We start from the raw sequence: 24,243 nt of genomic DNA, 5'->3' as shown, positions 1-24,243 counted from the left end.
GTTAGCTGCCCACAGGCAGTTAACTTTTTTGCGTTACATAATTTTAATAACGATCTAAAAACATTATAAATGGCAATTTTAGCATTTCAGAAACCCGATAAGGTAATCATGCAGAAATCAACGGATTTCGATGGTATATTTGAATTTCGTCCTTTAGAGCCCGGTTTCGGTGTAACAATTGGTAATGCCCTTAGAAGAATATTGCTTTCTTCATTAGAGGGTTATGCCATTACGAGTATTCGTTTTTCTGGGGTATCTCATGAGTTTTCTACGATTAAGGGTGTGGTTGAAGATCTAACTGAGATCATTCTTAACTTGAAACAAGTACGTTTTAAAAAAGTAGGTGATTCAGGTGATTCTGAGAAGGTTTTTATCGTGGTAAATGGCCAGGAACAATTTGTTGCCGGGGACATCACCAAGTTCTCTAACAATTTTGAGGTTCTTAACCCTGATTTTGTTATCTGTAACATGGAGAAATCTGTTACTTTAGAAGTAGAATTGACCATAAATAAAGGGCGTGGTTATGTTCCTGCAGAAGAGAATAAGATAAATGATGCCGTTGTTGGAGTTATTGCGATTGATTCGATCTTTACTCCAATGAAAAATGTGAAATACACGATCGAAAATTATCGTGTTGAGCAGAAAACGGATTATGAAAAATTGATTCTGGATATTTCTACAGATGGTTCTATTCATCCTGAGGAAGCATTAAAAGAGGCTGCCAAGATTTTGATCCAGCACTTCATGCTGTTTTCTGATGAGAATCTTGTATTAGAGTCTCAGGCTAAGGAAGAGACCAAAGAAGTTGATGAGGAGATTTTGCACATGCGTAAGATCCTAAAAACAGAATTGGTTGATCTGGATCTTTCGGTGCGCGCATTGAACTGTCTGAAAGCTGCAGATATCCGTACCTTAGCAGATCTTGTATCTTACGATGTTGCAGATATGTTAAAGTTCCGGAATTTTGGAAAGAAATCATTAACAGAGATCCAGGAGCTGGTGAAATCTAAAAGCCTGTCTTTCGGAATGAATCTTTCCAAATTTAAATTGGACGAAGAGTAATACATAGCAAAATAACATAATTGTTAATAGTATATAATTCCCTCAGATTAATCTCAAAGAGACGGTATATACTGAATAAATTTAAAAATGAGACACGGTAAAAAAATAAATCACTTAGGAAGAACAGATTCACATCGTAAAGCGATGCTGGCTAATATGGCTTCGTCATTAATTAAACATAAAAGAATTTCAACTACTTTGGCTAAAGCTAAAGCGTTGCGTACTTATGTTGAGCCAATCATCACAAAATCAAAAACTGATACGACGCATTCCCGCCGTATAGTATTTGGTTACTTACAGGATAAAGAAACCGTTACTGAATTGTTCCGTGATATTGCTGCTAAGGTTGCAAATCGCCCGGGTGGTTACACCAGGATTATCAAATTAAACAATCGTTTAGGTGATAACGCGGAGATGGCATTAATCGAGCTTGTAGACTATAACGAAGTTTACGGTAGTGAAGCTGCATCTGCTGAAAAGAAAAGTACTCGTAGAGGCAGAAGCAAAGCTAAGAAATCTGACGCTCCTGCTGCTAAAGCAGAAAAGGTGGCTGAAGCAAAAGTAGAAGAGATTGCTGAAGAAACTCCAGCGAAAGAAGAGGCTGCACCTGAGGCGCCTGCTGCTGAAACGAAAGAAGATAAGGGCGAATAATATTCCCTGATTATCATAAGAAAAACCCTGACCGGCACCGGTCAGGGTTTTTCTTTTAAAGATCTATTGAGTATTGTTCTTCCCCGGGCCTGGAGTCGAATTCTTTGAACAGGTTCCATTTCTTGCCGTCATGCTTTAGCAAGGCAAATTTGTTTACATTGAAGTTAGCCCGGAGACGCTTTTTGCTATAGTCTTGAATGATCTTCTCATAAACATGCTCCTCAACATCCCTGTAAGCAATCGTGATGTGCGGATTGATTGACCCCGGTTTTTCTTTTAAGTAGGGCCTGATTTTAGTAGCGATACTTTTATGGAGCGCTGTAATTCCAGAGTTTTTGTTGGCCCTGATGAATATTACTTTAGGAGGAAAGCCATCAAAGTCACGTAATTCCTGTTCAAATGGCCTAAAGTTTCGGCAGTATTGAAGACTTGTTATTAACTTGTTCTCCAAGGTTACATTTAGCTTAAAAGGGGGGATTAAGGTAATATGTACAGGGGGGTTAAGTGCACTGTATACCTGATAGTCTATTGAACATTGTTTTCTGATTTCATCAATGCCGGCGCTAATTTCCGGCGGTGGCAGGATGGCAACAAAAAAGAGGGATTCCATAAAGCTAATTTACTATTCCTTTTCTAAATGGTTACTTTTGTAAAGTAATCAAATTTATGTCTAATCAACACCATTTACAGCAGTTCAAAGATCAGTTGGCAGAAAGCATTTCTTCTAATGTATTTGTTAAAATTTCTCTTGGTAATTACCAGGGAAACGAGAAGGAATTGAAGAATATTTATGTTAGAAAAGTAAAGATCAAAAGAACATACATGCTGTCGTTTACTTATCGCTATAAGACACGTGACATCATTAAGAACTTTTCGATAGAAGAGGGAATCAGTCTGGTTGGTCATTTTACAAGTAACGATTTTAAAGTGGCGACGCTATTTACTGCAGAAAAAGAAGTTATCCTGGAACATGGCAAAAAGCAGTTGATCTCTGTTAGAGAGCAAATGCTGAGCAAAGTGCTTAAGCCGGATTTGTCGCATGACAAGGAAAAAAAGCGATGGATTCAACCGGCTGGAAAGCCTTATTTAGTCGAACTGAAACTAACTGATCCCGAAGGGAACGTTTTTAAGAACGCCCAGGATAAATACAAGCAGATTAATCAATATATCGAGATTTTAAATGGCCTGATTAAAGAATTTCCGCCAGGAAGCATCAAGCAGGTAGCGGACATGGGGTCGGGCAAAGGATATCTTACTTTTGCACTTTATGATTATCTGCATCAGGTACTGGCGGAACAAGTTAAAGTTACCGGAGTAGAGTATAGGGAAGATTTGGTCGGCTTGTGTAATGCCATTGCCAGGCAGTCAGGATTCAAAGAACTGGATTTTGTTCAGGGAACTATTGAGGATTATGATGTTTCGAATATTGATTTGCTAATTGCGCTGCATGCTTGTGATACAGCTACAGACGATGCCATAATTAAAGGGATTAAAGCCGATGCCAAATTAATTGTGGTGGCTCCATGTTGCCATAAGCAGATCAGACGCGAAATGGAAAGGAATAAGGTTAAAAATGAAATATCTGTGCTGACTAAATATGGAATATTTATGGAACGGCAAGCGGAAATGGTAACTGATGGGATCAGAGCGCTAATACTGGAATATTTCGGCTATAAGACAAAAGTTTTCGAGTTTATATCTGATGCACACACACCCAAAAACATCCTGATTGTGGGTATTAAGCCAATTAATCAGAAAAGTAATAAAATCCGTGACGCTAAAAAACTGGAAATAAAACAGAAAATTGCGGAAACAAAAGCATATTTCGGCATCGGCTATCATCATTTAGAAAGGATTTTGGAACAGGAGAAGCTGCTCTAATCCCTGTTTCTGTCATACTGTCACATTTTTGTAACAGCTTTCCGCCATAAATTTCTTTAATTATTGTAGCAGGGCATGATTTTCTGCCAAAACCCGATTGGCACATTGCTTGTTAAACAGATATAAATAAAAGGATTTCATAACATAAATAGAGATAAATAGCATGTCAAAAATTATTGGTATAGACTTAGGAACAACAAACTCTTGCGTAGCCGTAATGGAAGGTAACGAACCTGTAGTTATAGCCAACAGTGAGGGTAAGCGTACTACGCCATCCATTGTTGCTTTTGCAGAAAATGGAGAACGTAAAGTAGGCGAGCCGGCGAAACGCCAGGCGATCACTAATCCAACAAAAACAATATCTTCGATTAAGCGCTTTATGGGAAGCAGCTTTGCTGAAGTGTCTAAGGAAACGTCACGTGTGCCTTACAAGGTAGTTAAAGGTGATAATAATACACCACGTGTAGAGATAGATGATCGGAAATACACTCCTCAGGAGATTTCGGCGATGATTTTGCAGAAAATGAAGAAAACTGCTGAAGATTTTTTGGGGCATGAAGTAACAGAGGCGGTGATTACCGTTCCTGCATATTTTAATGACGCCCAGCGTCAGGCAACAAAAGAAGCTGGTGAGATTGCTGGTTTAACCGTTAAGCGGATCATTAACGAACCAACGGCGGCGGCCTTGGCCTATGGCCTGGATAAAGCCCACAAGGATATGAAAATCGTTGTGTTTGATTGTGGTGGCGGTACACATGACGTTTCGGTATTAGAGCTGGGTGATGGTGTGTTTGAAGTAAAATCGACTGATGGTGATACCCATTTAGGTGGAGATGATTTTGACCATATCATTATCGAATGGCTGGCAGGAGAATTTAAAAATGAGAATGGCATGGACCTGCACCAGGATCCAATGGCATTACAGCGTTTAAAAGAGGCTGCTGAAAAAGCTAAAATTGAATTGTCCAGCACAACTTCAACAGAGATCAATTTGCCTTATATTACTGCTGATGCGACAGGACCAAAACACCTGGTCAGAACATTGAGCCGTGCTAAATTTGAACAATTGGCTGCTGATTTAATTAAGCGTACAATTGATCCTTGTAAATCAGCTCTGAAAAACGCAGGTTTGAAAACCAGCGATATTGATGAAATCATTCTTGTCGGTGGTTCAACCCGTATCCCTGCGATTCAGGAAGCAGTTAAAGCATTTTTCGGTAAAGAACCTTCTAAAGGAGTAAACCCGGATGAGGTAGTTGCTATTGGTGCTGCAATTCAAGGTGGTGTACTGACCGGAGAAGTAAAAGATGTATTGTTACTGGATGTCACCCCTCTTTCTTTAGGTATTGAAACTATGGGTGGTGTCATGACTAAGTTAATTGAGGCAAATACGACAATTCCTTCTAAAAAAGCAGAGACTTTCTCTACTGCTGCTGATAATCAGCCTTCGGTTGAGATCCACATCTTGCAAGGTGAGCGTCCTATGGCGGCTCAGAACCGTACGATCGGACGTTTTATCCTCGATGGGATTCCACCGGCTCCAAGGGGTGTTCCTCAGGTGGAAGTAGCCTTTGATATTGATGCAAATGGTATCTTACACGTGAGTGCGAAAGATAAAGCTACTGGTAAAGAACAGAAAATCCGTATTGAGGCTTCGTCTGGCTTGACTGATGAGGAGATCAAAAGAATGAAAGAAGAGGCAGAGAAAAATGCTGAATCAGATAAAGCAGCTAAGGAAGAAGCTGAAAAGATCAATAGTGCTGATGCTTTAATCTTCTCAACAGAGAAACAGCTTAAAGAATTTGGAGAGAAGATCTCTGAAGATAAAAAAGCACCTATTGAAGCAGGTTTGAAAAAACTTAAGGATGCGCATGCTGCAAGAAATTTTGCTGATATTGATGCAGCTCAGGAAGAATTACAAAGCGCATGGAATGCTGCTTCTGAAGAGATGTATAAAGCCGGTCAGGAAGCGGGAGCGGGACAACCGGAAGGTGCAGCTGCCAATGGCGGACAGGCAAATGATGGTGGCGATAATGTAACCGATGTAGACTTTGAAGAAGTAAAAGACGATAAAAAATAATTGTTTGTATCAAATAAAAGAGAAAGCCCCGGGTAATATACCCGGGGCTTTCTCTTTTATTGATCGTTTTAGAACTTTTTAATTAATTCCAGAGATTCTCCGGATATGTGCCATCTTTTACAAGCTGGTCTATGCTATCCTGAACAAAAGGTTTGTCTTCCTTATATGTTACCCCAAACCATTGATTGGCCGTAGGGATTACTTTAAAAGATGCAGTATTTGTTTTAACCAGATTTTCGCCTATCAGCGGGATAAAGAATTCAGCTTTTGGTTTTTCTTTATTTTCCAGTGCAAAGATCCTGAACAGGTCTTCAGTTAGTTTAAAGACGGCTGGAGTAAAGCCCCAGAAATTCATAGAAACGGGCGTTTCGAAATCTAAAGGATATTCAACCCCATTTTCCTCATAAACAATAGCATCGCCTTTTTTATAAACCTGGGTACGTTCAGTGATCTCTTCCAGGTATCCAGCCTCGTTTGTTTTGCAGACACCGCGGGAAACAGAACCAAAGTCGGATAATGTTTTGCCGATTTGATAACCGATTATAGAATAATTGCTGTCGGAAGCTTCAGTATTTAAGAAAACGACCATTTTCTTAAATGCATCAAAACCATAATAGTCATCGGCGTTGATTACACAAAATGGTTCTTTGATCACTTTTCTTGCAGAAAGGATTGCATGTGCAGTTCCCCATGGTTTTTCGCGATAGATTTCTTCCTCGATACCAAATTGCTTTAGGTCGAAGTTTTGGAATACATAATCGGTTTCAATTTTACCGATCAGCTTAGGTTCAAATATGGCTTTGAAATTGTCAACAAATTCTTCTTTAATGATGAAGACTACTTTGCCAAAGCCAGCCTTGATAGCGTCATAAATAGAATAATCAATAATGGTCTCGCCGTTGGGGCCAAAGCCGTCAATTTGTTTCATACTGCCGTAGCGGCTTGCCATACCGGCAGCTAATATTAGTAAGGTAGGTTTCATTCAATAATAATGAATAAGTTAATAATCAGTGTAAACAGTAAATATATTTTGTGGAGCTAAAATACATTTTTTGATTTAGGTAAAGATAGTTTTTATTTAAAATCCAAATATGCTTTTACCCCCACTGCTCCTGGGCTTTTTGCCTGTAAGCATGCCAAATAAGCCACGTACGATTTCTTTGCCGATCTGTCGGGTAATTGTAGCGCCCATTACTTTTTCGATGATGCTTTTTTCGCCTCTTGCAGGTGTCTCTGTCACTTCGGGCTGGATTTGGCTTTCCTCTTCTGACAGTTTATCATTAATTCGTTTTGTGAGTATTTCATAAGCACTTTCGGGATCAATGGTTTCCTGATATTTTGTGGCAACGGCACTCGATCGGATAAGATCATTGTAATCTGCTGCATTTAATGGCCCCATGATGGCTCTTGGTGCGGTGAGCATAGTTGCCGCAACTTCCGTTGGGATGCCTTTTTCGTTCAAAACTGTGATTAATGCCTGCCCGGTGCCCAGGGATGTCAGGGTCTGGTCGATCTTGTAAAAATCAGACGTTGGATAGGTATTCACTGTTTTTTTCATGGCATCAACATCATTTGGCGTAAATACCCTTAAAGCATGCTGTATCCGGTTGCCCAATTGAGACAGGACACTCTCCGGTACATCTGTTGGTGCCTGTGTACAAAAGAATACACCAATTCCTTTTGAGCGGATCAACCGGATAATGGTTTCGATTTGCTCTAAGAATGCCTTTGAAGAATTTTTGAAAAGTAAATGTGCTTCATCAAAAAAGAACACCAGCTTAGGCTTGTCCAGGTCGCCTGCCTCCGGCATGCTATAAAATATTTCCGCCAGCAGACTTAGCAGATAAGTAGAGTATAAAACCGGCTGATTCTGAACATCTGAGATATTTAACAGGCTGATCATGCCTTTACCATCAACTTTCACAAAAAGATCTTCAATATCAAATGAGCGTTCACCAAACATAGCACCCAAGCCCCGCTGTTCAATAGCCACAATTTTTCTTAGGATGGTACCTGAAGTAGCTGTTGATATTTTTCCGTATGTGCTTTTGATCTCTTCAGCGCCTTGCTCTTCGGCCAGATAAGAAACCAATTTTTTAAGGTCATTAAGGTCGATAACCGGCATTTTATTGTCATCTGCATATTTAAAGATAACCGCCAGCACCCCGGCTTGTGTGTCGTTCAGGTCGAGAATCTTTGCCAGCAGGATTGGTCCGAATTCCAAAACGGTGGCACGCATTTGCGCCCCAAGCTTGCCGGATAGAGAATAGAGCTCAACTGGAAAGCCGGCAGGGATAAAGGGTTTGTTTAACTGGTTAGCCCTGTCCTCAATTTTAGGATTGACTGGGCCGGCCTGGTTTAGTCCGGACAGATCACCCTTTACGTCCAGCATAAATACGGGGACACCTGCATCAGACAATTGCTCAGCAAGTAACTGCAGGGTACGGGTTTTTCCGGTGCCTGTTGCACCGGCTACCAAACCGTGCCTGTTCATCATACGGAGCGACAGGTTTACTTCAGCTTCGGCGAGTACTTTGCCATCTAAAATACCCGCGCCCAAATAAATATGAGGATCGGTCAGTTGATAAGAGTCTTTAATCTTTTCTATAAATTTTGCTGATTGATCGTTCATAAGTAAATTTTTTTGTCACCAACGCAATAAAATAATTGATTATTTAGAATACCTGAAATCGTGATCTTTTTTAATATTTAACAGGGAATGATAAATCAGACGGATCACATTGTCTACATCTTCCTTGTGGATCATTTCAACAGTTGTATGCATGTAACGCAAGGGTAAGGAGATCAATGCAGAAGGGACTCCGCCATTCGAGTAAGCGAAGGCATCCGTATCTGTTCCTGTTGACCGTGACGACGCCTGACGCTGGAACGGAATATTATTCTTTTCTGCTGTTTCGATCAGCAGCTTGTTCAGATTGGTCTGTACTGCCGGCGCGTAAGAAACAACCGGACCCTTACCGCAGGCCAGGTCACCCTGTGTAATTTTATTGATCATCGGGGTTGTGGTGTCGTGTGTTACGTCGGTAATGATCGCCACATGTGGTTTAATCCTGTCGGCAATCATTTCAGCGCCGCGCAACCCGATTTCTTCCTGCACCGAGTTAACGATATATAAGCCAAAAGGCAGTTTCTTTTTATTCTCCTTAAGCAGACGTGCCACTTCAGCGATCATAAAACCACCAGCCCTATTGTCTAAGGCCCTGCCTACATAATAACGATCGTTCAAAACCATAAACTCATCTTCGTAGGTAATTACGCAGCCAACATGGACGCCAAGTTTTTCCACCTCTTCTTTGGTAGTGCAGCCACAGTCAAGGAAAATATTTTTTAATGCAGGGGCTTCCTCTTTTTCCCCGCCGCTGCGGGTATGTATAGCCGGCCATCCAAATACGGCCTTCACCATCCCTTTGTCAGTGTGGATGTTTACCCGTTTCGAAGGTGCGATCTGATGGTCAGAACCCCCATTACGTATCACATAAATAAGGCCATCATTAGTAATATAATTTACGAACCATGAAATTTCATCAGCATGAGCTTCAATAACAACTTTAAATTCAGCTTTAGGATTAATTACACCAACAGCAGTACCATAGTTGTCGATAAAGCTTTCATCGATATAAGGTTTTAAATAATCCAGCCATAACTTTTGGCCCGGATATTCGAAACCGGTCGGAGATGGATTATTGATATATTCTTCGAAAAACTGGAGTGATTTTTTAGTGACCACAACAACATGATCCTGCTTGTCTTGTTTCTTTTTAGCCATTATTCTGTTTTTATTGTAAGTAAATATATAAATCGGGAATTGAGCCTAAAGTTAATTATAAAGTTGTAACTCCATAATGACAAAGTCGATACCATTGCTCTGCGACAGCTGGTCAGTTTCTTTAAAGCCGAACTTACTGTAAAAGCCTGCTGCCGAAACTCTGGCGTTACACCACAATCTTTCGGCACCTACATCCTTAACATAGCTGATAACATGTTTTAACAAAAGCGTGCCATATCCTTTGCCCTGAGCGTCGACCCGGGTTGCAAACTTTCGGAACTGATGAACAGGGCCTGAATTAAATAAGGACACTACCGCGGTCAGCTGATCATTTGCATACAGTCCAAAATGTATCCCATCGGGATCGTTAGCCAGTTTTATGGTATCAAAGGGCAGGTTAGGATACATCACCTCATGCCTGATGGACCAGGTTAAATCAAAGTTAATTTGTTCAATCCGGACTTTCCGCATGCCGCTTAATTTTGTGGCTATAAAAGTGATATATTAAGATATTCGAAATCACAATCAAAGCAATGCCAAGACAAAACAATGGCCATTGGCCTCTGTCCCACAGCCATAAGCCCAATGCAGAACCAACCGATGCACCAACAAAACTAACCGACATAAATATGGTATTCAAACGGTTTCGTGCTTCCGGTACAAGGGTGTATATACGTGTTTGGTTAGTTACATGGATGGCCTGCTGACCAATATCAATCAAAATTATACCAGCTATAAAAAAGTATAAATGGCTTCCGGTAAAGTAAAATGCAGCAATACTGACCAGTTGCAGAATCAGACCTGTCAGTAAGTTTCTGCGTGGGTTCTTACCACTGCTCAACTTCCCCACCAGTGGGGCAGCAAGGGCACCTGCGGCGCCTGCGATCCCAAATAATCCGATTTGTAAGGTTTGAAAACTGAAAGGGGGGTTGGCAAGGAACAATACCATAGTTGTCCAGAATGCGCTTAAAATGGCAAAGGCCAAAAAATTAATAATAGAAGCTTCACGTAAAACGGGCTGTGTTTTTATGTAGTGCCACATAGACAGCATGAGTGCGCTATAATTACCCTCAAATGTAGGCTTACTTCGTGGAAAACGCCTGGCCATCAAAAGCAAAAGCAATAAGCAAATGCCAGCCGCGATGAAATACATAGTTCGCCAGCCCCATAAAAAACCTATGCTGCCGCTTATGCTCCTTGAGGCCAGAATGCCGATCAGCAGGCCGCTCATAATGATCCCGATTGTAGATCCCCGCTTTTCGTCGGAGCTAAGGTTGGCTGCCATTGGTAAAATAAGTTGGGGGATAATAGAACTTGCTCCAATCAATACACAGGCAATTTGTAACAACAGAAAGGTTTGTGAAAGGGCAGCCAGCAATAAGGACGCAACAGCCAGGGACGTTATGATCAGAATTTGTTTGCGGCGCTCAAACATATCCCCCAGGGGGACAATTAAAAACAGACCAAGTGCATAACCGGCCTGAGTCAGGTAACTGATCTTACCGGCATGGCTCTCAGTCAGGCCAAATTCCCTGGCGACCAGAATCACCAGAGGCTGGCAGTAGTAAATATTCGCAACGATGAGGCCTGTACAGAAGGCCATTAGTAAAATATCCGTCCGACTTAAATTCATTATAAAGGAATATTTCCGTGTTTTTTCCTCGGAAGGCTGACTGCTTTATTTTCCAGCATCTTAAAAGCCTTTATCAGTTTATTTCTGGTTTGGGCAGGTTCAATCACCTCATCTACAAAACCTCTTTCTGCTGCGCGATAAGGATTGGCAAATGTGTCAGAATACAATTTTTCTTTCTCCAGCCATTTTTCCTGCGGATATTCAGCAGCGGTAATTTCCTTTTTAAAAATAATCTCTGCGGCTCCTTTAGCCCCCATTACCGCAATTTCAGCAGTGGGCCATGCATAATTCAGATCAGCGCCGATATGTTTAGAATTCATTACATCATAGGCTCCGCCATACGCCTTCCGGGTAATGACGGTAATTCGCGGAACTGTTGCCTCACAGAACGCATACAGCAATTTGGCTCCATTTGTTATGATGCCGTTCCATTCCTGGTCCGTACCCGGTAAAAAGCCAGGGACATCTTCCAGAACCAGTAGCGGTATATTAAAACAGTCACAGAAACGGACGAATCTTGCAGACTTTATTGAGGCATCATTGTCAAGTACCCCGGCAAGATAGGCCGGCTGATTGGCAACAATGCCAATGCTCCTGCCAGCGAGACGCGCAAAGCCAACTACTATATTTTCCGCAAAATTCTTATGCACTTCCAGGAAACTATCAGTATCTGCAATTTCAGCAATCACTTCCCTTACATCATATGGCTGACTGGCGTTTTCCGGCATCACTACATTCAATGCAGGCCTGGTCTCATCAGATGCTATATAAGGAAGCGGAGAGGGTATTTCCTCGCAGTTCTGGGGCATATAGCTCAACAAATTTTTTACATGGTTTATGGCATCCATTTCATTTATACAGGCAAAATGCGTGACACCGGATTTCGTTGCATGTGCAGATGCGCCACCCAGTTCCTCCGAACTCACTTCCTCGTGCGTTACTGTTTTAACCACATTTGGCCCGGTTACAAACATATAGGAGGTATGTTCCACCATCAGGATGAAATCAGTAATGGAAGGTGAATAGACCGCACCGCCGGCACATGGACCCATGATTGCAGACAATTGGGGGATAACACCTGATGCCTGAACATTTCTGTAAAATATATCCGCATAACCGCCAAGTGAAACAACTCCTTCCTGAATCCTCGCGCCGCCACTGTCATTTAGTCCGATCACAGGGGCTCCATTTTTCATGGCCATTTCCATGATGCGGCAAATTTTTTCTGCATGGGTTTCTGAAAGAGAGCCTCCGAATACGGTGAAATCTTGTGAAAAAACATAAACCAAGCGGCCGTTAATATTTCCATAGCCCGTCACGACACCGTCACCTAAATATTTTTCACGCTCCATCCCAAAGTCCGTGCTGCGGTGGGTTACCATCATACCGATCTCTTCGAAAGAATTCTCATCCAATAAAAAATGGATGCGTTCGCGTGCCGTGAGTTTACCTTTTTTGTGCTGGGCCGCAATTCTCTCTGCACCACCGCCGGAGTGAGCCATTTTAATTTTATCCTGAAGCTGCTCTATTTTATTCTTCATTATTAAAAACTTTAAGTATTTACCAGCGGTATTGAAGCCTGGTTGTGAAAACATCATCTTTAAGATCGGCGGTATATTTTGGCAGTTTTGATGCATCGTTGGTCACATGCTCATTGTATACAGTCAGTTTTAACCGGGGGTTGATCATATAGGTGAACCCGTAACCAAACGTACTGAACCTGATGTCACCTGCGGTAGTGTTTTCGGCAACCCCTATATCAGCCCCACTTATCTTCTTGTTAGGATCATAAACATCGTATGCTGCTATTGCGGTAAATTTTGTTTTCGCTATTTTCTGGGTTAGCCACAGATAATAACCACGGAAAGTCCTCAGATACAGGTCTGTGGCAGGCTGCGTCCCAAAACTGGTGCTGGCTGCGGGACCATTTACTGTGGAGGAAGCAGCAACTCCCGGCTGCGTTCCCTCAATATATTCAGCCTTGAATGTTGTTGCTCCAAAACTATTATCGTACTGCAACTGCAGGTTTGCTCCATAATAGTCGCGCCTTGCATTCCAGTCTATATTTGCAGAATCAGTATGGTTTATATAACTGTTTCCATTATAAGAAAAATAGGTTTTTGTATCGCTGCGTACCGATCCTTTATATATAGAGCCTCCAAAGCCAATGTGGAATTTTTTGTTGGCGAGGCTGTCAAACTTAAACCCCAGGTTGCCTACAATATCCTTTCTCGAGTCATAATCACGAGCATTGTATCCACTTCCATTAATTACACCCACCTCGGCTGTAAGAAATTTAAACTTACCCTCCGGCCGGAGGCTGATCATCGCACCAATGTCACGTTCCCTGGGCATCAATGTCTGAAATATCCTGGCCCTTTCAGGAAAATCACGGTAGCCTGACGAATAAACTATGGCATGTCCAAAAGGGCGGTTAAATAAGCCGGCAGTAAATATCAGTACTTTAGAATTCGGCTGATGAAACTGAATGAAGGCATCCATCAGCTGGATCCCATTCTGGGTCGCATCAATTTGAAATACAATGCTTGAATATTTATCCGCCCTGTCAATTTTTAATCTGCCTCTTCTGATCATGAACCTGTCTTTCGAATTTTTGCCAAAATCACCGCCCGAGAAGGATGAAATGCCTTCTGACTGGGCTCTTTGATACTGGGTTTGCAGATATCCTGTTATCGCAATCTCATGTGCGTCATAAGTTGAAGGGGCATTATTACTTTGTGCCAATAGTAGAAATGGATAAAGAAATATAAGGGCTAGAAGTGTTTTTTTCATATTTAGTTGTTACGGCAAAATTACTGTAATTAGCGCATTATCCCATAAAGGTTTTCTTTATTTAAACAGGAGAAATATCCTGCAACAACTAAATTACATTTTTATTACAGGAGAATTTGCTGATTTCTAAGCTTTGGAGCTATTTTTGGAGTGTGTGACAAAAAATAAAAAATACAATGTTTCTTAGGAGATACCGCATTCTTATTGTTATGATCTTCTTAAATGTCTTTTTGGCAAAGATGATAATTTCAGGTGCACCTGTATTTTTTAGTCATATCGACAAGGAAATTATGAATTCTGTGATCATGCAAATCGAACTGGAGCACAGTGCAGACGGCGACGCGGGCAAAACTAAAGTGAAGCTCTGCGATTACAAGGTCGATTTTCACTACGACTATTGCTTTACGTCGATCTTGCCCCAGATTGGGATGAGCAACAGCTTTATAGACCATTTTAAACGGTACGTTGATCCTTATCACCCTTTAGTACCTACACCACCTCCCAACCACTGCTAGTTCATCAGGCATAAACCACCCTTATGGGACAGGTATGCATTTTAGGAATTAGTTTGAAAACATTAAAACATAGTTTTATGCAAAGTGGGAACTCAGTCTTTTCGAGATTGGACGTGAAGAAATATATATTGAAAAAGAATTTAAAGCGTGATCTGCCAGCCAGTATTGTCGTTTTTTTAGTGGCCTTGCCATTGTGCCTGGGGATTGCCCTGGCCTCTGGCGCGCCTTTATTTGCCGGACTTATTACCGGTATAGTAGGGGGAGTTGTCGTTGCAAGTTTGAGCGGCTCCCAATTAAGTGTCGCCGGGCCTGCGGCCGGATTGACAGCGATCGTACTGGGCGCGATTGCCCAGCTGGGCAGTTATCAGATATTTTTACTTGCAGTTGTTCTTGCAGGGGTAATACAGCTTATACTTGGACTGTTAAAAGGAGGAACTATTGGCAATTATTTTCCTTCCAGTGTGATTGAAGGGATGCTCGCAGCCATCGGACTTACACTCATACTCAAACAATTGCCACATGCCCTTGGCGTTGATTCAGATTTTTTTGGCGACGAAAGTTTTTTTCAGGGCGATGACAAAAATACTTTTTCTGCAATCAGTAATGCACTGGATCATTTTGGGCCTGCTGCTATTGTGATCAGTGTGTTGTCTATAGCTGTCCTGATCATATGGCCAAAGTTCAAAAAACTGAGCCTGGTGCCTGCACCATTAATTGTCGTAGTCATTGGGGTTTTTCTGGCGCTTGTTTTCCAAAATACGCCTTATGCACTGGGCGCTAAACAAATGGTTGAGATACCTGTAGTAAACAACTGGTCTGAATTTACAGGATTATTTACCATGCCGGACTTTTCTCAGATAGGGAATAGTAAAGTTTGGATTATGGCAGCGACAATAGCTGTCGTGGCCAGTTTAGAAACTTTATTGAGTATTGAGGCTGTGGACAAGATCGATCCCATCAAACGGGTATCTCCCACAAACAGGGAGCTCATGGCACAAGGTACGGGCAACATTGTGAGCGGTATGATTGGCGGTTTACCAATGACCTCAGTTATTGTACGCAGTTCGGCCAATGTTAATGCTGGCGCAAGAACTAAAATGTCAGCTATTTTCCATGGGTGTTGGTTACTTTTATCTTTATTATTTATACCAGGACTCATAAATATGATACCTTTGGCCTGTTTAGCTGCAATACTTTTGATGACGGGTTATAAACTTACACGTATAGCTTTATTTAAGCACATGTATCATAAGGGATGGGACCAGTTCATTCCATTTGTCATCACTATTATTGCCGTACTGCTCACTGATCTTTTAAAAGGAGTGGCTATTGGTATGTTGTTTTCGATATTCTACTTGTTACGTACCAACATGCGGAATCCTTTCTTCTACAAGATACAGGAAGACGGTGATAAGAAAAATATCAGGATCAAACTCGCGGAAGAAGTATCTTTCCTGAACAAAGCTGCCATTCAGGTAGTACTTACCAAGATTCCCAAAGAAACCAATGTCACCATTGACGGCTCAAACTCCCGGTATATAGACCCGGACGTGCTGGAAACCATCTTTAATTATAAGCATAATGCCTATACTAAGGGTATTATCGTGACATTAGAAGATATTAAAAAACAGTACACTGTACCAAAACTGAACAGTAAACCTATTGAAGAAATTAATAATTAAACTATTATGTGCGCTAAATTAGAAAAACAACATACAGATCAAATTACATATCAGGGACTATTACAGGGAAATAAAGACTGGGTAGCGGAAACTTTAAGAGAAGACCCTGAATTCTTTAACAGATTATCTGCCGGCCAGACACCGCCGGTACTCTGGATCGGATGCTCTGACAGCCGTGTTCCTGCCAATCAGATTACGAACACCATGCCCGGTGATATTTTTGTGCACCGCAACATTGCCAATGTGGTTACGCATACAGACATGAACCTGCTAAGTGTGCTGGATTATTCGGTGAACGTACTCAAAGTGAAACACATCATCGTGTGCGGACATTATGGCTGCGGTGGCGTAAATGCAGCCCTGGGCGACAAACAGGTAGGCCTGATCGATAACTGGCTCAGGAATATTAAAGATGTTTACCGCATGCATGAACGCGAGATGTCAACCATTAAAGATCCACAGAGGAGATCTGATCGATTGGTGGAGCTTAATGCAATAGAAGGAGCCGCAAATATCATGAGTACCTCCATAGTGCAAAATGCATGGGCATCCGGTCAGGAACTCTCTGTAAATGCCTGGGTTTATAGTCTGGCAACTGGCTTGATCAAAGACTTAAATGTTAGCGCGTCAAATGCTGACGATGTATCACCGGTGTTTAAAATGCAGGCTGGAAAATAACCTGATATTCAAAAAGCAATAAAAAAACTCCCGGCGATAGCACCGGGAGTTTTTTTATTGCTTTTTCAGCTAATCTTCAGCCAAAAAAGGATACCTGTAATCCTTAGGCGGATCAAAAGTTTCTTTAATCGCTCGTGGAGAAACCCAGCGCAGAAGATTGATCATGGAGCCTGCCTTGTCATTCGTGCCAGAACCTCTGGCGCCTCCGAACGGTTGCTGGCCTACTACTGCACCTGTACATTTATCATTAATATAAAAGTTTCCGGCTGCATTTCTCAAACGATGTGTGGCTTTCTCAATCGCATAGCGGTCCTGCGCAATAAAAGCACCTGTCAGGGCATAGATAGAAGTTGAATCGACGATGTCCAATACCTGGTCAAAATCTGCATCATCGTAAACATAAACCGTTAAAACCGGGCCGAAAAGCTCCTCGCACATAGTTGTGTACATAGGGTCTTTAACCACAAGAACAGTCGGTTCAATAAAATAACCTTTTGATTTATCATAACCGCCGCCCGCGATAATTTCTACCGAAGTATCCTTTTTGGCCTCATCTATATATTTAGCGAGCTTGTCAAATGAATTCTCGTCAATAACGGCATTGATAAAGTTACTGAAATCTTCAGTTCCGCCCATTTTGAACGTAGCCAGGTCACGCTGCATGAATGCTTTTACTTTGGGCCATATGCTCTTCGCGATATAAACGCGCGAGGCAGCAGAACACTTTTGGCCCTGGTATTCAAAGGCACCCCGGACGATGGCCGTGCTCGATACCTCCGCGTCAGCCGAACCATGTACCAGGATAAAATCCTTACCTCCGGTCTCGCCAACTATACGCGGATAGGTTTTAAACTTATGGATGTTGTTGCCAATGGTTTTCCAGATGTTCTGAAATACTCCTGTAGAACCTGTGAAGTGGATTCCTGCAAAATCAGGGTGACTAAAGATCACCTCACCGGCATCAGGACCGGATACATATACCAGGTTGATTACTCCGTCCGGCAAACCTGCTTCTTTAAAGACCTGCATTAGTACATTGGCAGCAAAGATCTGTGTGTTTGCAGGTTTCCATACCACCACATTGCCCATCATAGCAGCAGAGGTTGGCAGGTTTCCTGCTATGGCAGTAAAGTTAAAGGGTGTAAGCGCAAATACAAAACCTTCCAGAGGGCGTTGTTCTACCCGATTCCATGAACCTTTTGGTGAAACCGGAGGCTGTTGCTTGTAAATATCAGACATGTAGCTTACGTTGAAACGCAGGAAATCGATCAGCTCACATGCAGCGTCAATCTCTGCCTGGTAAGCATTTTTACTCTGGCCAAGCATTGTCGCCGCATTCAGTTTATAGCGGTAAGGTCCTGCGATCAGGTCCGCAGCTTTAAGGAATATCGCTGCCCGGTGTTCCCATGCAAGATTTTCCCATTCAGCTTTGGCCGCTAATGCTGCATCAATTGCCTGTAGTACATGGGTCTTGTCGCCCTTGCTGTATCTGCCAAGCACATGCTGGTGGTCATGCGGAGGGGTTGTAATACCTTTATTGCCGGTATGTATTTCCTGACCACCTATAAACATTGGCATGTCAATCTGTTTGGAGCGGGCATCGGCTATCGCTTCCTTCAAAAGTTCACGTTCTTTACTCCCCGGGGCATAAGCCAAAATAGGCTCGTTAACCGGGACAGGTACGTTAAAAAATCCTTTAAGCATGTTATGAATAATTGTTTTGGCAAAGATAAGTAATTATTTTATTGTTATTTTTGAGTCCTGCTCATGATAAAATACCTGCGGCTATTGTTACTTCCGTTTTCAGCCCTATATGGGATAGTCGTCCTGATAAGGAATGGACTATATGACACCGGTATATTTAAATCTGTTCGCTTTGAAATCCCTGTCATATGTGTTGGCAACCTTGTTGTAGGCGGTTCAGGCAAGACCCCGGTTACAGAATACCTGGTCAGCCTGTTGAGTAATAAACGCATTGCCATACTTAGCAGAGGCTACGGCCGCAATACCAACGGGTTTATCATTGCAGACCAGACCGCTACCGCAGAGACCATTGGCGATGAACCTATGCAGTTTTATACCAAATTTCCTGAAGTTACTGTCGCGGTTTGTGAAGACAGGGCCAGGGGCATAGCTTTGCTTAAAGCAGATCATGACCTGATCATTCTCGATGACGCCTTTCAGCACCGGGCTGTAAAACCCGGATTTAGCATTCTGCTTTTCGAATACCAAAAATTACTGGGCTGGCAGTTTCTTTTGCCGGCTGGCAATTTAAGAGAGCCATTTCGGGGGTATAAAAGGGCAAATGCTTTGCTGGTAACAAAAGCTCCTTTGGAAACCACACCCGGACAAAGACTACAGTGCGGGCGCAAATTTGATAATGAGGCAAAAGAAAACTTGTTTTTTTCCGGACTTGTCTACGGTCAGCTCATTAATTTACGGTCGTCTGCAGCAAAACCTTTGCAGGACATTTCCGCGGGTACAGCCATCTTTCTGCTCACCGGTATAGCCAACCCAGGACCATTGGTAGCTTACCTTGGGCAGTATAGCCAGAAGATCCATCATTATAATTATTCAGACCATTACAATTTCAAACCGCAGGACATCAAAAGGCTGATCAGTATGTTTAATCAGGACACTTCAGCAGATAAATTGATCATTACCACTGAAAAAGATGCGCAACGTTTGAGAAGTACTGTATTAAAAGAATTACTTTTAAATTTGCCAGTATTTTATTTACCGGTTAAAATAGCTTTGGACCATGAAGATAAAGCTACCTTTGACCAAAAGATCTTAAACTATGTTTCAGGCACTTCACGAGACCGTTGAATATATAAAGCGAAAAACAGATAATTTCCAGCCGGAGATAGGAATAGTATTGGGTACCGGGCTGGGTGGCCTTGTCGGCGACATTGAAGTTGAATACAGCCTGATGTATTCCAATATTCCCAATTTTCCGATTTCTACGCTGGAATTTCATTCTGGCAAGCTGATCTTCGGCAAACTCAAAGGGAAGAAAATAGTCGCCATGCAAGGTAGATTGCACTACTATGAAGGCTATAGTATGCAGCAGATCACTTTCCCGATCAGGGCGATGAAAGCATTGGGTATTGCACATCTTTTTGTCTCTAATGCTGCCGGATCTCTCAACCCTGAGTTCAAAAAAGGAGATCTCATGATCATCAGTGACCACATCAATCTGCAGCCCGAAAGTCCGCTTAGAGGGAGTAATGATTCAGACATGGGTCCAAGATTCCCAGACATGAGTCAGCCGTACAGCAGAAAATTAATAGCAACAGCATTAAATATTGCCAAAGACCACAACATTACCTGCCATAAAGGCGTTTACATTGCCGTAACAGGGCCAAATCTTGAAACCAAAGCCGAATACAACTACCTGCGCATCATTGGTGGTGATGCTGTAGGAATGAGTACGGTGCCGGAGGTAATTGTGGCCAACCATATGAGTATACCTGTATTTGCAATTTCAGTCCTTACAGATGAGGGTTTTCCCGAGGTACTTCAACCTGTGAGTCTCGAAGAAATACTGGAGACGGCAAGTGCTGCGGAACCAAACATGACAAAAATATTGAGCCAGTTAATATCAACCTTATAATGCGCAGAAACATTGTCCTATTCATTTTCTTTCTTTCCATCCTTAGCAGCGGAACACTGTTCGCTCAGGATTTAAAGACTACCGTCAATGAAAATAAGGAACTGGACTCATTGCGAAAGCAAGAAGAGGAAGGCAAAGATTCCATTATTTTTACCTCCAGGTTTATCAGGTATACCACGCTCAGACTTACAAAAGATAGTATCCAGACATTAGCATTGGATACCACTTTAACTGGTTTCCATAACTTTAGTGTGCTGGTGCAGCCAAAAAGACCTACGATCAGTACCGGCAATCTCGGGCTGTCCCAAATGCCACTGCTTTTTGAGCCGGCAAAAACCATTGGTTTTGATGCGGGTTTTCATACACTTGATATTTATGCCATGACGCACGAAGACGTCAGGTATTACCAGGCGCGGACACCCTTCACCAGTCTTTATTATGTCAGTGCCGGCGAAGTTGAACAGGTATTCAAAGTTATCCACTCCCAAAATATTAAGCCCAACTGGAATATAGGTGCCAATTTTAACAGGATTGGGGCAAATGGTTTTTACCGGCGTCAGCGCGGTGATCACCTGAACGGCGCATTGTTTACCTGGTTCCAGTCTCCCAGCAAAAGATACAATTTATGGGCAAGTGGTGTTTTTAATACACTAAAAGCCCAGGAAAACGGATCCATATATAATGAAGAAATTTTTTCAGCCAGCAACCAGAGTCAGGACAATAGTGCAATAGCGACCGACAGGCAGGCCGAAGCCATCAGGCTGACCAGTGCCAAAAGGCTCTACCGTCAAAGTTCCTTTATGCTCAAACAAACCTATTTCGTAGGTCGTATAGACAGCACTGAACAGGAGATCACCCAAAAAATATTACCTACCAATAAAATCGCCTACACACTGAAATATGACGTCAATTCTTACGACTTTCAAAAAGACGAGACGGACGACCTTTCAGTAATTCCGAAAGGGGCATCAGACCCGGCATATACCAATGACAGCACTTCCTACCGGCGGATACAAAACGAATTTATATACAGTTTCTTTTTGCGCGCCAAATCGAACACCATCATTAAAAACGAACTAAAACTTGATGCGGGCATCAGGCATGAATTTTATAAATATAATCAGTCCGTGCTTTACAGAGATGGTACTGACTATTACGACTACAATTCGACTTTTCAAAACGTTACCCTTCTTGGTTCTGCCGGATACAGGTTTAGCAACCGCATTGACTTGAATGTGGACCTTCAGCAAATCTTTCAGGGCAGGAATACAGGTGATTTTCTTTACGAGGCCAAAAGTAATGTGCTGCTCAGCAAATCCGTAGGGCGTATTGTCTTAGGTTCATACTTTCAAAACAAATCGCCGGAAGAGATCTATAACCGTTATTTTGGTAACCATTACAATTGGCAAATGGGTTTTGAACGAACTAAGACCATCAACTTTGCTTTCAATTACCTAAATGATAAATTAAAGCTGGATGCCGGCGCAGAATATTACCTGATCAATAACTATCTGTATTTTACAGAGAATAAAGACCTTGCCAAAGGGATATTGCCCGCACAGCTGAATGGCAGCGTCAACCTGCTAAAAATTTCCCTCGGCAAGAAATTTACCTACGGCAAGTTTAATCTGGACAGCTATGTAGTCTATCAAAAAACAGATAATACGGGAAAACTCCGTACACCAGAGATTTATACCTTCAACAGTTTTTACCTTGATCAGACCTTCTTTAAGGTGTTAAAAACCAATATCGGCTTTGACCTTCGCTACAATACTTCTTATCAGGCCTATGCGTATTCTCCGGCAGCCGGACAATTTTACATTCCATTTTTGCCGGAAAACAACCATTCTTTCAATACCGAACCTATTGTCGACGTTTGGGTTAAGGCCAGTCTGAGAAGGGCAAATATATTCGTTAAATGTGACTACGTAAACCAGGGCCTTTTCTCAAAAGGATATTATACCGTAGACAGGTACCCGATGCAAGACCGGCAGCTGCTGAAATTCGGAGTAAGCTGGAACTTTTATGATTAGAGATCTACGTCTTTTGTGGCTTCTTTTTGGCTGCGACAAATAACACATTATTTAATATCAATCTGTAGCCCGGAGAATTTGGATGCAGGTTCAGATCCGTCGGCGGATCCCCAACCTGGTGCTGGTAATCTTCCGGATCGTGGCCTCCATAAAATGTGAACTGACCTTTTCCCACTTCTCCGTTCAGGTAACGTACTTCTTCTGCACCCTTATTTTCTCCCAGTACAGTCACACTCGGTTTAACGAGGCTCTTCTTAAAAGCCGTAGTCTGACCCATAAACCCTTTTATGACCTTATCGTGGTTTTGGGTGAGCATGGTGGGCACCAGGTCCCATTTGGCCGAGAAATCAAATAAAGTAAAAAAATCGTTAGACTGGATCAGGGTTCTGTTCTGGGTTACATCAATATTGGAAAACTCATAGTTGCCCGGATTGATGTCCAGTTTAAAATCCTTAAATGCAAGCGTTTTATTAAAGTCGATTTTAGACTGGGCCGCAGGATCTGCGCCGTCTCCATCAAACATACTTTCACAAATGTCTACGCCTTCGGCACTCAGGGCGATATCAAAGCTGTCTGTACCCGAACACATAGCAAAGAGGAAGCCACCGCCCACGCAAAATTCTTTTATCCTTTTAGTGACCTGAAGTTTCATTTCCGAAACTTTTTTAAATCCATTTCTTTTGGCGGTCGCTTCCTGGTTTTTTACATCGTCGCGGTACCAGGCCGCGTTTCTGAATGAACTCCAGAACCGCCCATATTGACCCGTAAAATCCTCATGGTGAAGATGCAGCCAGTCATAACCTGTTAGTTTATCTTTCAAAACCTCATCATCGTAGATCACATCATATGGAATTTCGGCATAAGTGAGCACCATTGTTACCGCATCGTCCCAGGGAAGTTTGCTTTTCGGAGAGTACACGGCAATCTTCGGTGCCTTTTCCAGTTTTACCATTTCCATATTCACCTGCGGATCACTGATCTCGTTCAGGATACCTGTTACTTTTCCATCCGCAAGTACCTGATAGGAAACGCCCCTGGCTTTGCATTCATCCTCTATGGTTTTATTGTAGCCGATCAAAAAGCTCCCGCCCCTGTAATTGAGCAGCCAGCTTACATCAGCAGATTGATTAATACTCCAGTAAGCAATTCCATAAGCTTTCAAATGGTTCTTCTGATCTTCGTCCATATAGATCAGGATCGATGAAGCCTTGACAGCCAATGTGAAGGTGAATAATAAACAGATGAGCAATACTTTCTTCAAGGTCCGTGTCGTTATGTCGTAAATATAACTAAGTAAACGTTTTTTTTTAAAAAATATTGACGAATGCTAGCGCAGTTTTACTAAGTTTGGCCTTTTACAAAAAAAGATCATGAGCAAAGCAATAATTAAAACAGAGAAAGGTGACATGACTGTTGAGTTTTACGAACAGGATGCACCAATAGCAGTAGCTAACTTTAAAAAACTAGCAGCTGAAGGATTTTATGACGGCATTACATTTCACAGGGTGATCCCCAATTTTATGATCCAGGGAGGATGTCCGAATTCTAAGGACCCTGCAAAAGCACATTTGGCAGGTACCGGCGGTCCGGGTTATAAAATAGATTGTGAACTGACCGGTGAAAACCAGTATCATGACCGTGGTGTACTCTCTATGGCGCATGCGGGAAGAAACACCGGCGGATCACAGTTTTTCATCTGCCACAGCAGAGATAATACTGCTCATCTGGACAGAAATCATACCTGTTTCGGTAAAGTCGTAGAAAATGTAGATATTGTAGACGATATCAGACAAGGCGACAGGATTTTAGGAATAGAAGTAATAGAAGATTAA

Annotated in this window: 21 protein-coding genes; 11 read left to right on the top strand and 10 right to left on the bottom strand. The window is 42.2% G+C overall.

Features of this window, described 5'->3' with window-relative positions; all coding sequences use genetic code 11:
- The first annotated feature begins 69 nt into the window (after positions 1–69).
- Together QEP08_RS14340 and rplQ are read left to right on the top strand one after the other, a co-directional pair.
- Positions 70–1,062 carry a DNA-directed RNA polymerase subunit alpha gene (locus QEP08_RS14340; RefSeq protein ID WP_285059018.1) on the top strand — a complete coding sequence of 331 codons (993 nt, stop codon included), beginning with the start codon at positions 70–72 and terminating at the stop codon, positions 1,060–1,062.
- An 87-nt stretch (positions 1,063–1,149) separates the two neighbouring features.
- Positions 1,150–1,713 (top strand): 50S ribosomal protein L17, encoded by a 564-nt coding sequence (gene rplQ / locus QEP08_RS14335; RefSeq protein ID WP_285059017.1) that lies wholly within the window; start codon positions 1,150–1,152, stop codon positions 1,711–1,713.
- A 55-nt stretch (positions 1,714–1,768) separates the two neighbouring features.
- Here the strand turns inward: rplQ and QEP08_RS14330 are convergent, their stop codons facing one another.
- On the bottom strand, positions 1,769–2,323 hold the full coding sequence (locus QEP08_RS14330) for a 2'-5' RNA ligase family protein (RefSeq protein ID WP_285059016.1): 555 nt from the start codon (positions 2,321–2,323) through the stop codon (positions 1,769–1,771).
- 56 nt (positions 2,324–2,379) lie between these two features.
- Here QEP08_RS14330 and QEP08_RS14325 point away from each other — a divergent pair, with 56 nt between their 5' ends.
- The gene (locus tag QEP08_RS14325) at positions 2,380–3,594 is read left to right on the top strand and encodes a class I SAM-dependent methyltransferase (RefSeq protein ID WP_285059014.1); all 1,215 of its coding nucleotides are present in this window, start codon (positions 2,380–2,382) and stop codon (positions 3,592–3,594) included.
- Between the two features lie 163 nt (positions 3,595–3,757).
- Complete coding sequence (dnaK, locus tag QEP08_RS14320; protein ID WP_285059013.1) at positions 3,758–5,674, top strand: molecular chaperone DnaK; 1,917 nt, start codon at positions 3,758–3,760, stop codon at positions 5,672–5,674.
- Positions 5,675–5,756: 82 nt separating this feature from the next.
- Here the strand turns inward: dnaK and QEP08_RS14315 are convergent, their stop codons facing one another.
- From QEP08_RS14315 to QEP08_RS14285, 7 genes are all read right to left on the bottom strand, one after another.
- Complete coding sequence (locus QEP08_RS14315) at positions 5,757–6,656, bottom strand: nucleotidyltransferase family protein (RefSeq protein WP_285059012.1); 900 nt, start codon at positions 6,654–6,656, stop codon at positions 5,757–5,759.
- Between the two features lie 96 nt (positions 6,657–6,752).
- Positions 6,753–8,306 carry a helicase HerA-like domain-containing protein gene (locus QEP08_RS14310; RefSeq protein ID WP_285059010.1) on the bottom strand — a complete coding sequence of 518 codons (1,554 nt, stop codon included), beginning with the start codon at positions 8,304–8,306 and terminating at the stop codon, positions 6,753–6,755.
- 39 nt (positions 8,307–8,345) lie between these two features.
- Positions 8,346–9,461 (bottom strand): M42 family metallopeptidase, encoded by a 1,116-nt coding sequence (locus QEP08_RS14305; protein ID WP_285059009.1) that lies wholly within the window; start codon positions 9,459–9,461, stop codon positions 8,346–8,348.
- Positions 9,462–9,512: 51 nt separating this feature from the next.
- Positions 9,513–9,932: a GNAT family N-acetyltransferase gene (locus tag QEP08_RS14300; protein WP_285059007.1), complete on the bottom strand. Its 420-nt coding sequence runs from the start codon at positions 9,930–9,932 to the stop codon at positions 9,513–9,515.
- Positions 9,913–11,094 (bottom strand): MFS transporter, encoded by a 1,182-nt coding sequence (locus tag QEP08_RS14295; RefSeq protein ID WP_285059005.1) that lies wholly within the window; start codon positions 11,092–11,094, stop codon positions 9,913–9,915. The genes QEP08_RS14300 and QEP08_RS14295 overlap by 20 nt, the downstream gene beginning before the upstream one ends.
- Positions 11,094–12,635, bottom strand: a complete 1,542-nt coding sequence (locus QEP08_RS14290) for an acyl-CoA carboxylase subunit beta (protein ID WP_285059004.1) — start codon at positions 12,633–12,635, stop codon at positions 11,094–11,096. The genes QEP08_RS14295 and QEP08_RS14290 overlap by 1 nt, the downstream gene beginning before the upstream one ends.
- 19 nt (positions 12,636–12,654) lie before the next feature.
- Positions 12,655–13,887 (bottom strand): porin, encoded by a 1,233-nt coding sequence (locus tag QEP08_RS14285; RefSeq protein ID WP_285059002.1) that lies wholly within the window; start codon positions 13,885–13,887, stop codon positions 12,655–12,657.
- Positions 13,888–14,126: 239 nt separating this feature from the next.
- Between QEP08_RS14285 and QEP08_RS14280 the strand changes: the two genes are divergently transcribed.
- The 3 genes from QEP08_RS14280 (at position 14,127) to QEP08_RS14270 (ending at position 16,762) form a co-directional block, all read left to right on the top strand.
- Complete coding sequence (locus QEP08_RS14280; RefSeq protein WP_285059865.1) at positions 14,127–14,402, top strand: hypothetical protein; 276 nt, start codon at positions 14,127–14,129, stop codon at positions 14,400–14,402.
- Between the two features lie 77 nt (positions 14,403–14,479).
- The gene (locus QEP08_RS14275; RefSeq protein WP_285059001.1) at positions 14,480–16,084 is read left to right on the top strand and encodes a SulP family inorganic anion transporter; all 1,605 of its coding nucleotides are present in this window, start codon (positions 14,480–14,482) and stop codon (positions 16,082–16,084) included.
- Positions 16,085–16,090: 6 nt separating this feature from the next.
- Complete coding sequence (locus QEP08_RS14270) at positions 16,091–16,762, top strand: carbonic anhydrase (RefSeq protein WP_285058999.1); 672 nt, start codon at positions 16,091–16,093, stop codon at positions 16,760–16,762.
- Positions 16,763–16,831: 69 nt separating this feature from the next.
- On the opposite strand, the gene pruA is transcribed toward QEP08_RS14270, so the two are convergent.
- Positions 16,832–18,466 (bottom strand): L-glutamate gamma-semialdehyde dehydrogenase, encoded by a 1,635-nt coding sequence (gene pruA, locus QEP08_RS14265; RefSeq protein WP_285058997.1) that lies wholly within the window; start codon positions 18,464–18,466, stop codon positions 16,832–16,834.
- Positions 18,467–18,529: 63 nt separating this feature from the next.
- Here pruA and lpxK point away from each other — a divergent pair, with 63 nt between their 5' ends.
- Genes lpxK through QEP08_RS14250 form a run of 3 tightly spaced genes read left to right on the top strand, consistent with a single transcriptional unit; the run spans position 18,530 to position 22,411 of the window.
- A complete protein-coding gene (gene lpxK, locus QEP08_RS14260; protein WP_285058996.1) occupies positions 18,530–19,591 on the top strand; it encodes a tetraacyldisaccharide 4'-kinase in 1,062 nt (353 codons plus the stop codon).
- Positions 19,563–20,378: a purine-nucleoside phosphorylase gene (locus QEP08_RS14255; RefSeq protein ID WP_285058995.1), complete on the top strand. Its 816-nt coding sequence runs from the start codon at positions 19,563–19,565 to the stop codon at positions 20,376–20,378. The genes lpxK and QEP08_RS14255 overlap by 29 nt, the downstream gene beginning before the upstream one ends.
- Entirely contained in the window at positions 20,378–22,411 is a 2,034-nt protein-coding gene (locus tag QEP08_RS14250) for a putative porin (RefSeq protein ID WP_285058993.1), read from the top strand. The genes QEP08_RS14255 and QEP08_RS14250 overlap by 1 nt, the downstream gene beginning before the upstream one ends.
- Positions 22,412–22,415: 4 nt before the next feature.
- Here QEP08_RS14250 and QEP08_RS14245 read toward each other — a convergent pair whose 3' ends face one another.
- Positions 22,416–23,597, bottom strand: a complete 1,182-nt coding sequence (locus tag QEP08_RS14245; protein WP_285059864.1) for an asparagine synthetase B — start codon at positions 23,595–23,597, stop codon at positions 22,416–22,418.
- A 184-nt stretch (positions 23,598–23,781) separates the two neighbouring features.
- Between QEP08_RS14245 and QEP08_RS14240 the strand changes: the two genes are divergently transcribed.
- Complete coding sequence (locus QEP08_RS14240; RefSeq protein WP_285058991.1) at positions 23,782–24,243, top strand: peptidylprolyl isomerase; 462 nt, start codon at positions 23,782–23,784, stop codon at positions 24,241–24,243.

It is taken from the genome of Pedobacter ginsengisoli, from assembly GCF_030244015.1.
Lineage (GTDB): Bacteria > Bacteroidota > Bacteroidia > Sphingobacteriales > Sphingobacteriaceae > Pedobacter > Pedobacter ginsengisoli.
Note: the sequence above shows the minus strand (reverse complement) of the source record. Positions and strands in the feature narration are given on the sequence as shown.

What these genes read in the sequence shown, in the direction of transcription:
- QEP08_RS14340 (WP_285059018.1), top strand. Translation starts at nt 70, where the DNA reads ATGGCAATTTTAGCATTTCAGAAACCCGATAAGGTAATCATGCAGAAA.
- rplQ (WP_285059017.1), top strand. Translation starts at nt 1,150, where the DNA reads ATGAGACACGGTAAAAAAATAAATCACTTAGGAAGAACAGATTCACAT.
- QEP08_RS14330 (WP_285059016.1), bottom strand. Translation starts at nt 2,323, where the DNA reads ATGGAATCCCTCTTTTTTGTTGCCATCCTGCCACCGCCGGAAATTAGC.
- QEP08_RS14325 (WP_285059014.1), top strand. Translation starts at nt 2,380, where the DNA reads ATGTCTAATCAACACCATTTACAGCAGTTCAAAGATCAGTTGGCAGAA.
- dnaK (WP_285059013.1), top strand. Translation starts at nt 3,758, where the DNA reads ATGTCAAAAATTATTGGTATAGACTTAGGAACAACAAACTCTTGCGTA.
- QEP08_RS14315 (WP_285059012.1), bottom strand. Translation starts at nt 6,656, where the DNA reads ATGAAACCTACCTTACTAATATTAGCTGCCGGTATGGCAAGCCGCTAC.
- QEP08_RS14310 (WP_285059010.1), bottom strand. Translation starts at nt 8,306, where the DNA reads ATGAACGATCAATCAGCAAAATTTATAGAAAAGATTAAAGACTCTTAT.
- QEP08_RS14305 (WP_285059009.1), bottom strand. Translation starts at nt 9,461, where the DNA reads ATGGCTAAAAAGAAACAAGACAAGCAGGATCATGTTGTTGTGGTCACT.
- QEP08_RS14300 (WP_285059007.1), bottom strand. Translation starts at nt 9,932, where the DNA reads ATGCGGAAAGTCCGGATTGAACAAATTAACTTTGATTTAACCTGGTCC.
- QEP08_RS14295 (WP_285059005.1), bottom strand. Translation starts at nt 11,094, where the DNA reads ATGAATTTAAGTCGGACGGATATTTTACTAATGGCCTTCTGTACAGGC.
- QEP08_RS14290 (WP_285059004.1), bottom strand. Translation starts at nt 12,635, where the DNA reads ATGAAGAATAAAATAGAGCAGCTTCAGGATAAAATTAAAATGGCTCAC.
- QEP08_RS14285 (WP_285059002.1), bottom strand. Translation starts at nt 13,887, where the DNA reads ATGAAAAAAACACTTCTAGCCCTTATATTTCTTTATCCATTTCTACTA.
- QEP08_RS14280 (WP_285059865.1), top strand. Translation starts at nt 14,127, where the DNA reads ATGATAATTTCAGGTGCACCTGTATTTTTTAGTCATATCGACAAGGAA.
- QEP08_RS14275 (WP_285059001.1), top strand. Translation starts at nt 14,480, where the DNA reads ATGCAAAGTGGGAACTCAGTCTTTTCGAGATTGGACGTGAAGAAATAT.
- QEP08_RS14270 (WP_285058999.1), top strand. Translation starts at nt 16,091, where the DNA reads ATGTGCGCTAAATTAGAAAAACAACATACAGATCAAATTACATATCAG.
- pruA (WP_285058997.1), bottom strand. Translation starts at nt 18,466, where the DNA reads ATGCTTAAAGGATTTTTTAACGTACCTGTCCCGGTTAACGAGCCTATT.
- lpxK (WP_285058996.1), top strand. Translation starts at nt 18,530, where the DNA reads ATGATAAAATACCTGCGGCTATTGTTACTTCCGTTTTCAGCCCTATAT.
- QEP08_RS14255 (WP_285058995.1), top strand. Translation starts at nt 19,563, where the DNA reads ATGTTTCAGGCACTTCACGAGACCGTTGAATATATAAAGCGAAAAACA.
- QEP08_RS14250 (WP_285058993.1), top strand. Translation starts at nt 20,378, where the DNA reads ATGCGCAGAAACATTGTCCTATTCATTTTCTTTCTTTCCATCCTTAGC.
- QEP08_RS14245 (WP_285059864.1), bottom strand. Translation starts at nt 23,597, where the DNA reads ATGGACGAAGATCAGAAGAACCATTTGAAAGCTTATGGAATTGCTTAC.
- QEP08_RS14240 (WP_285058991.1), top strand. Translation starts at nt 23,782, where the DNA reads ATGAGCAAAGCAATAATTAAAACAGAGAAAGGTGACATGACTGTTGAG.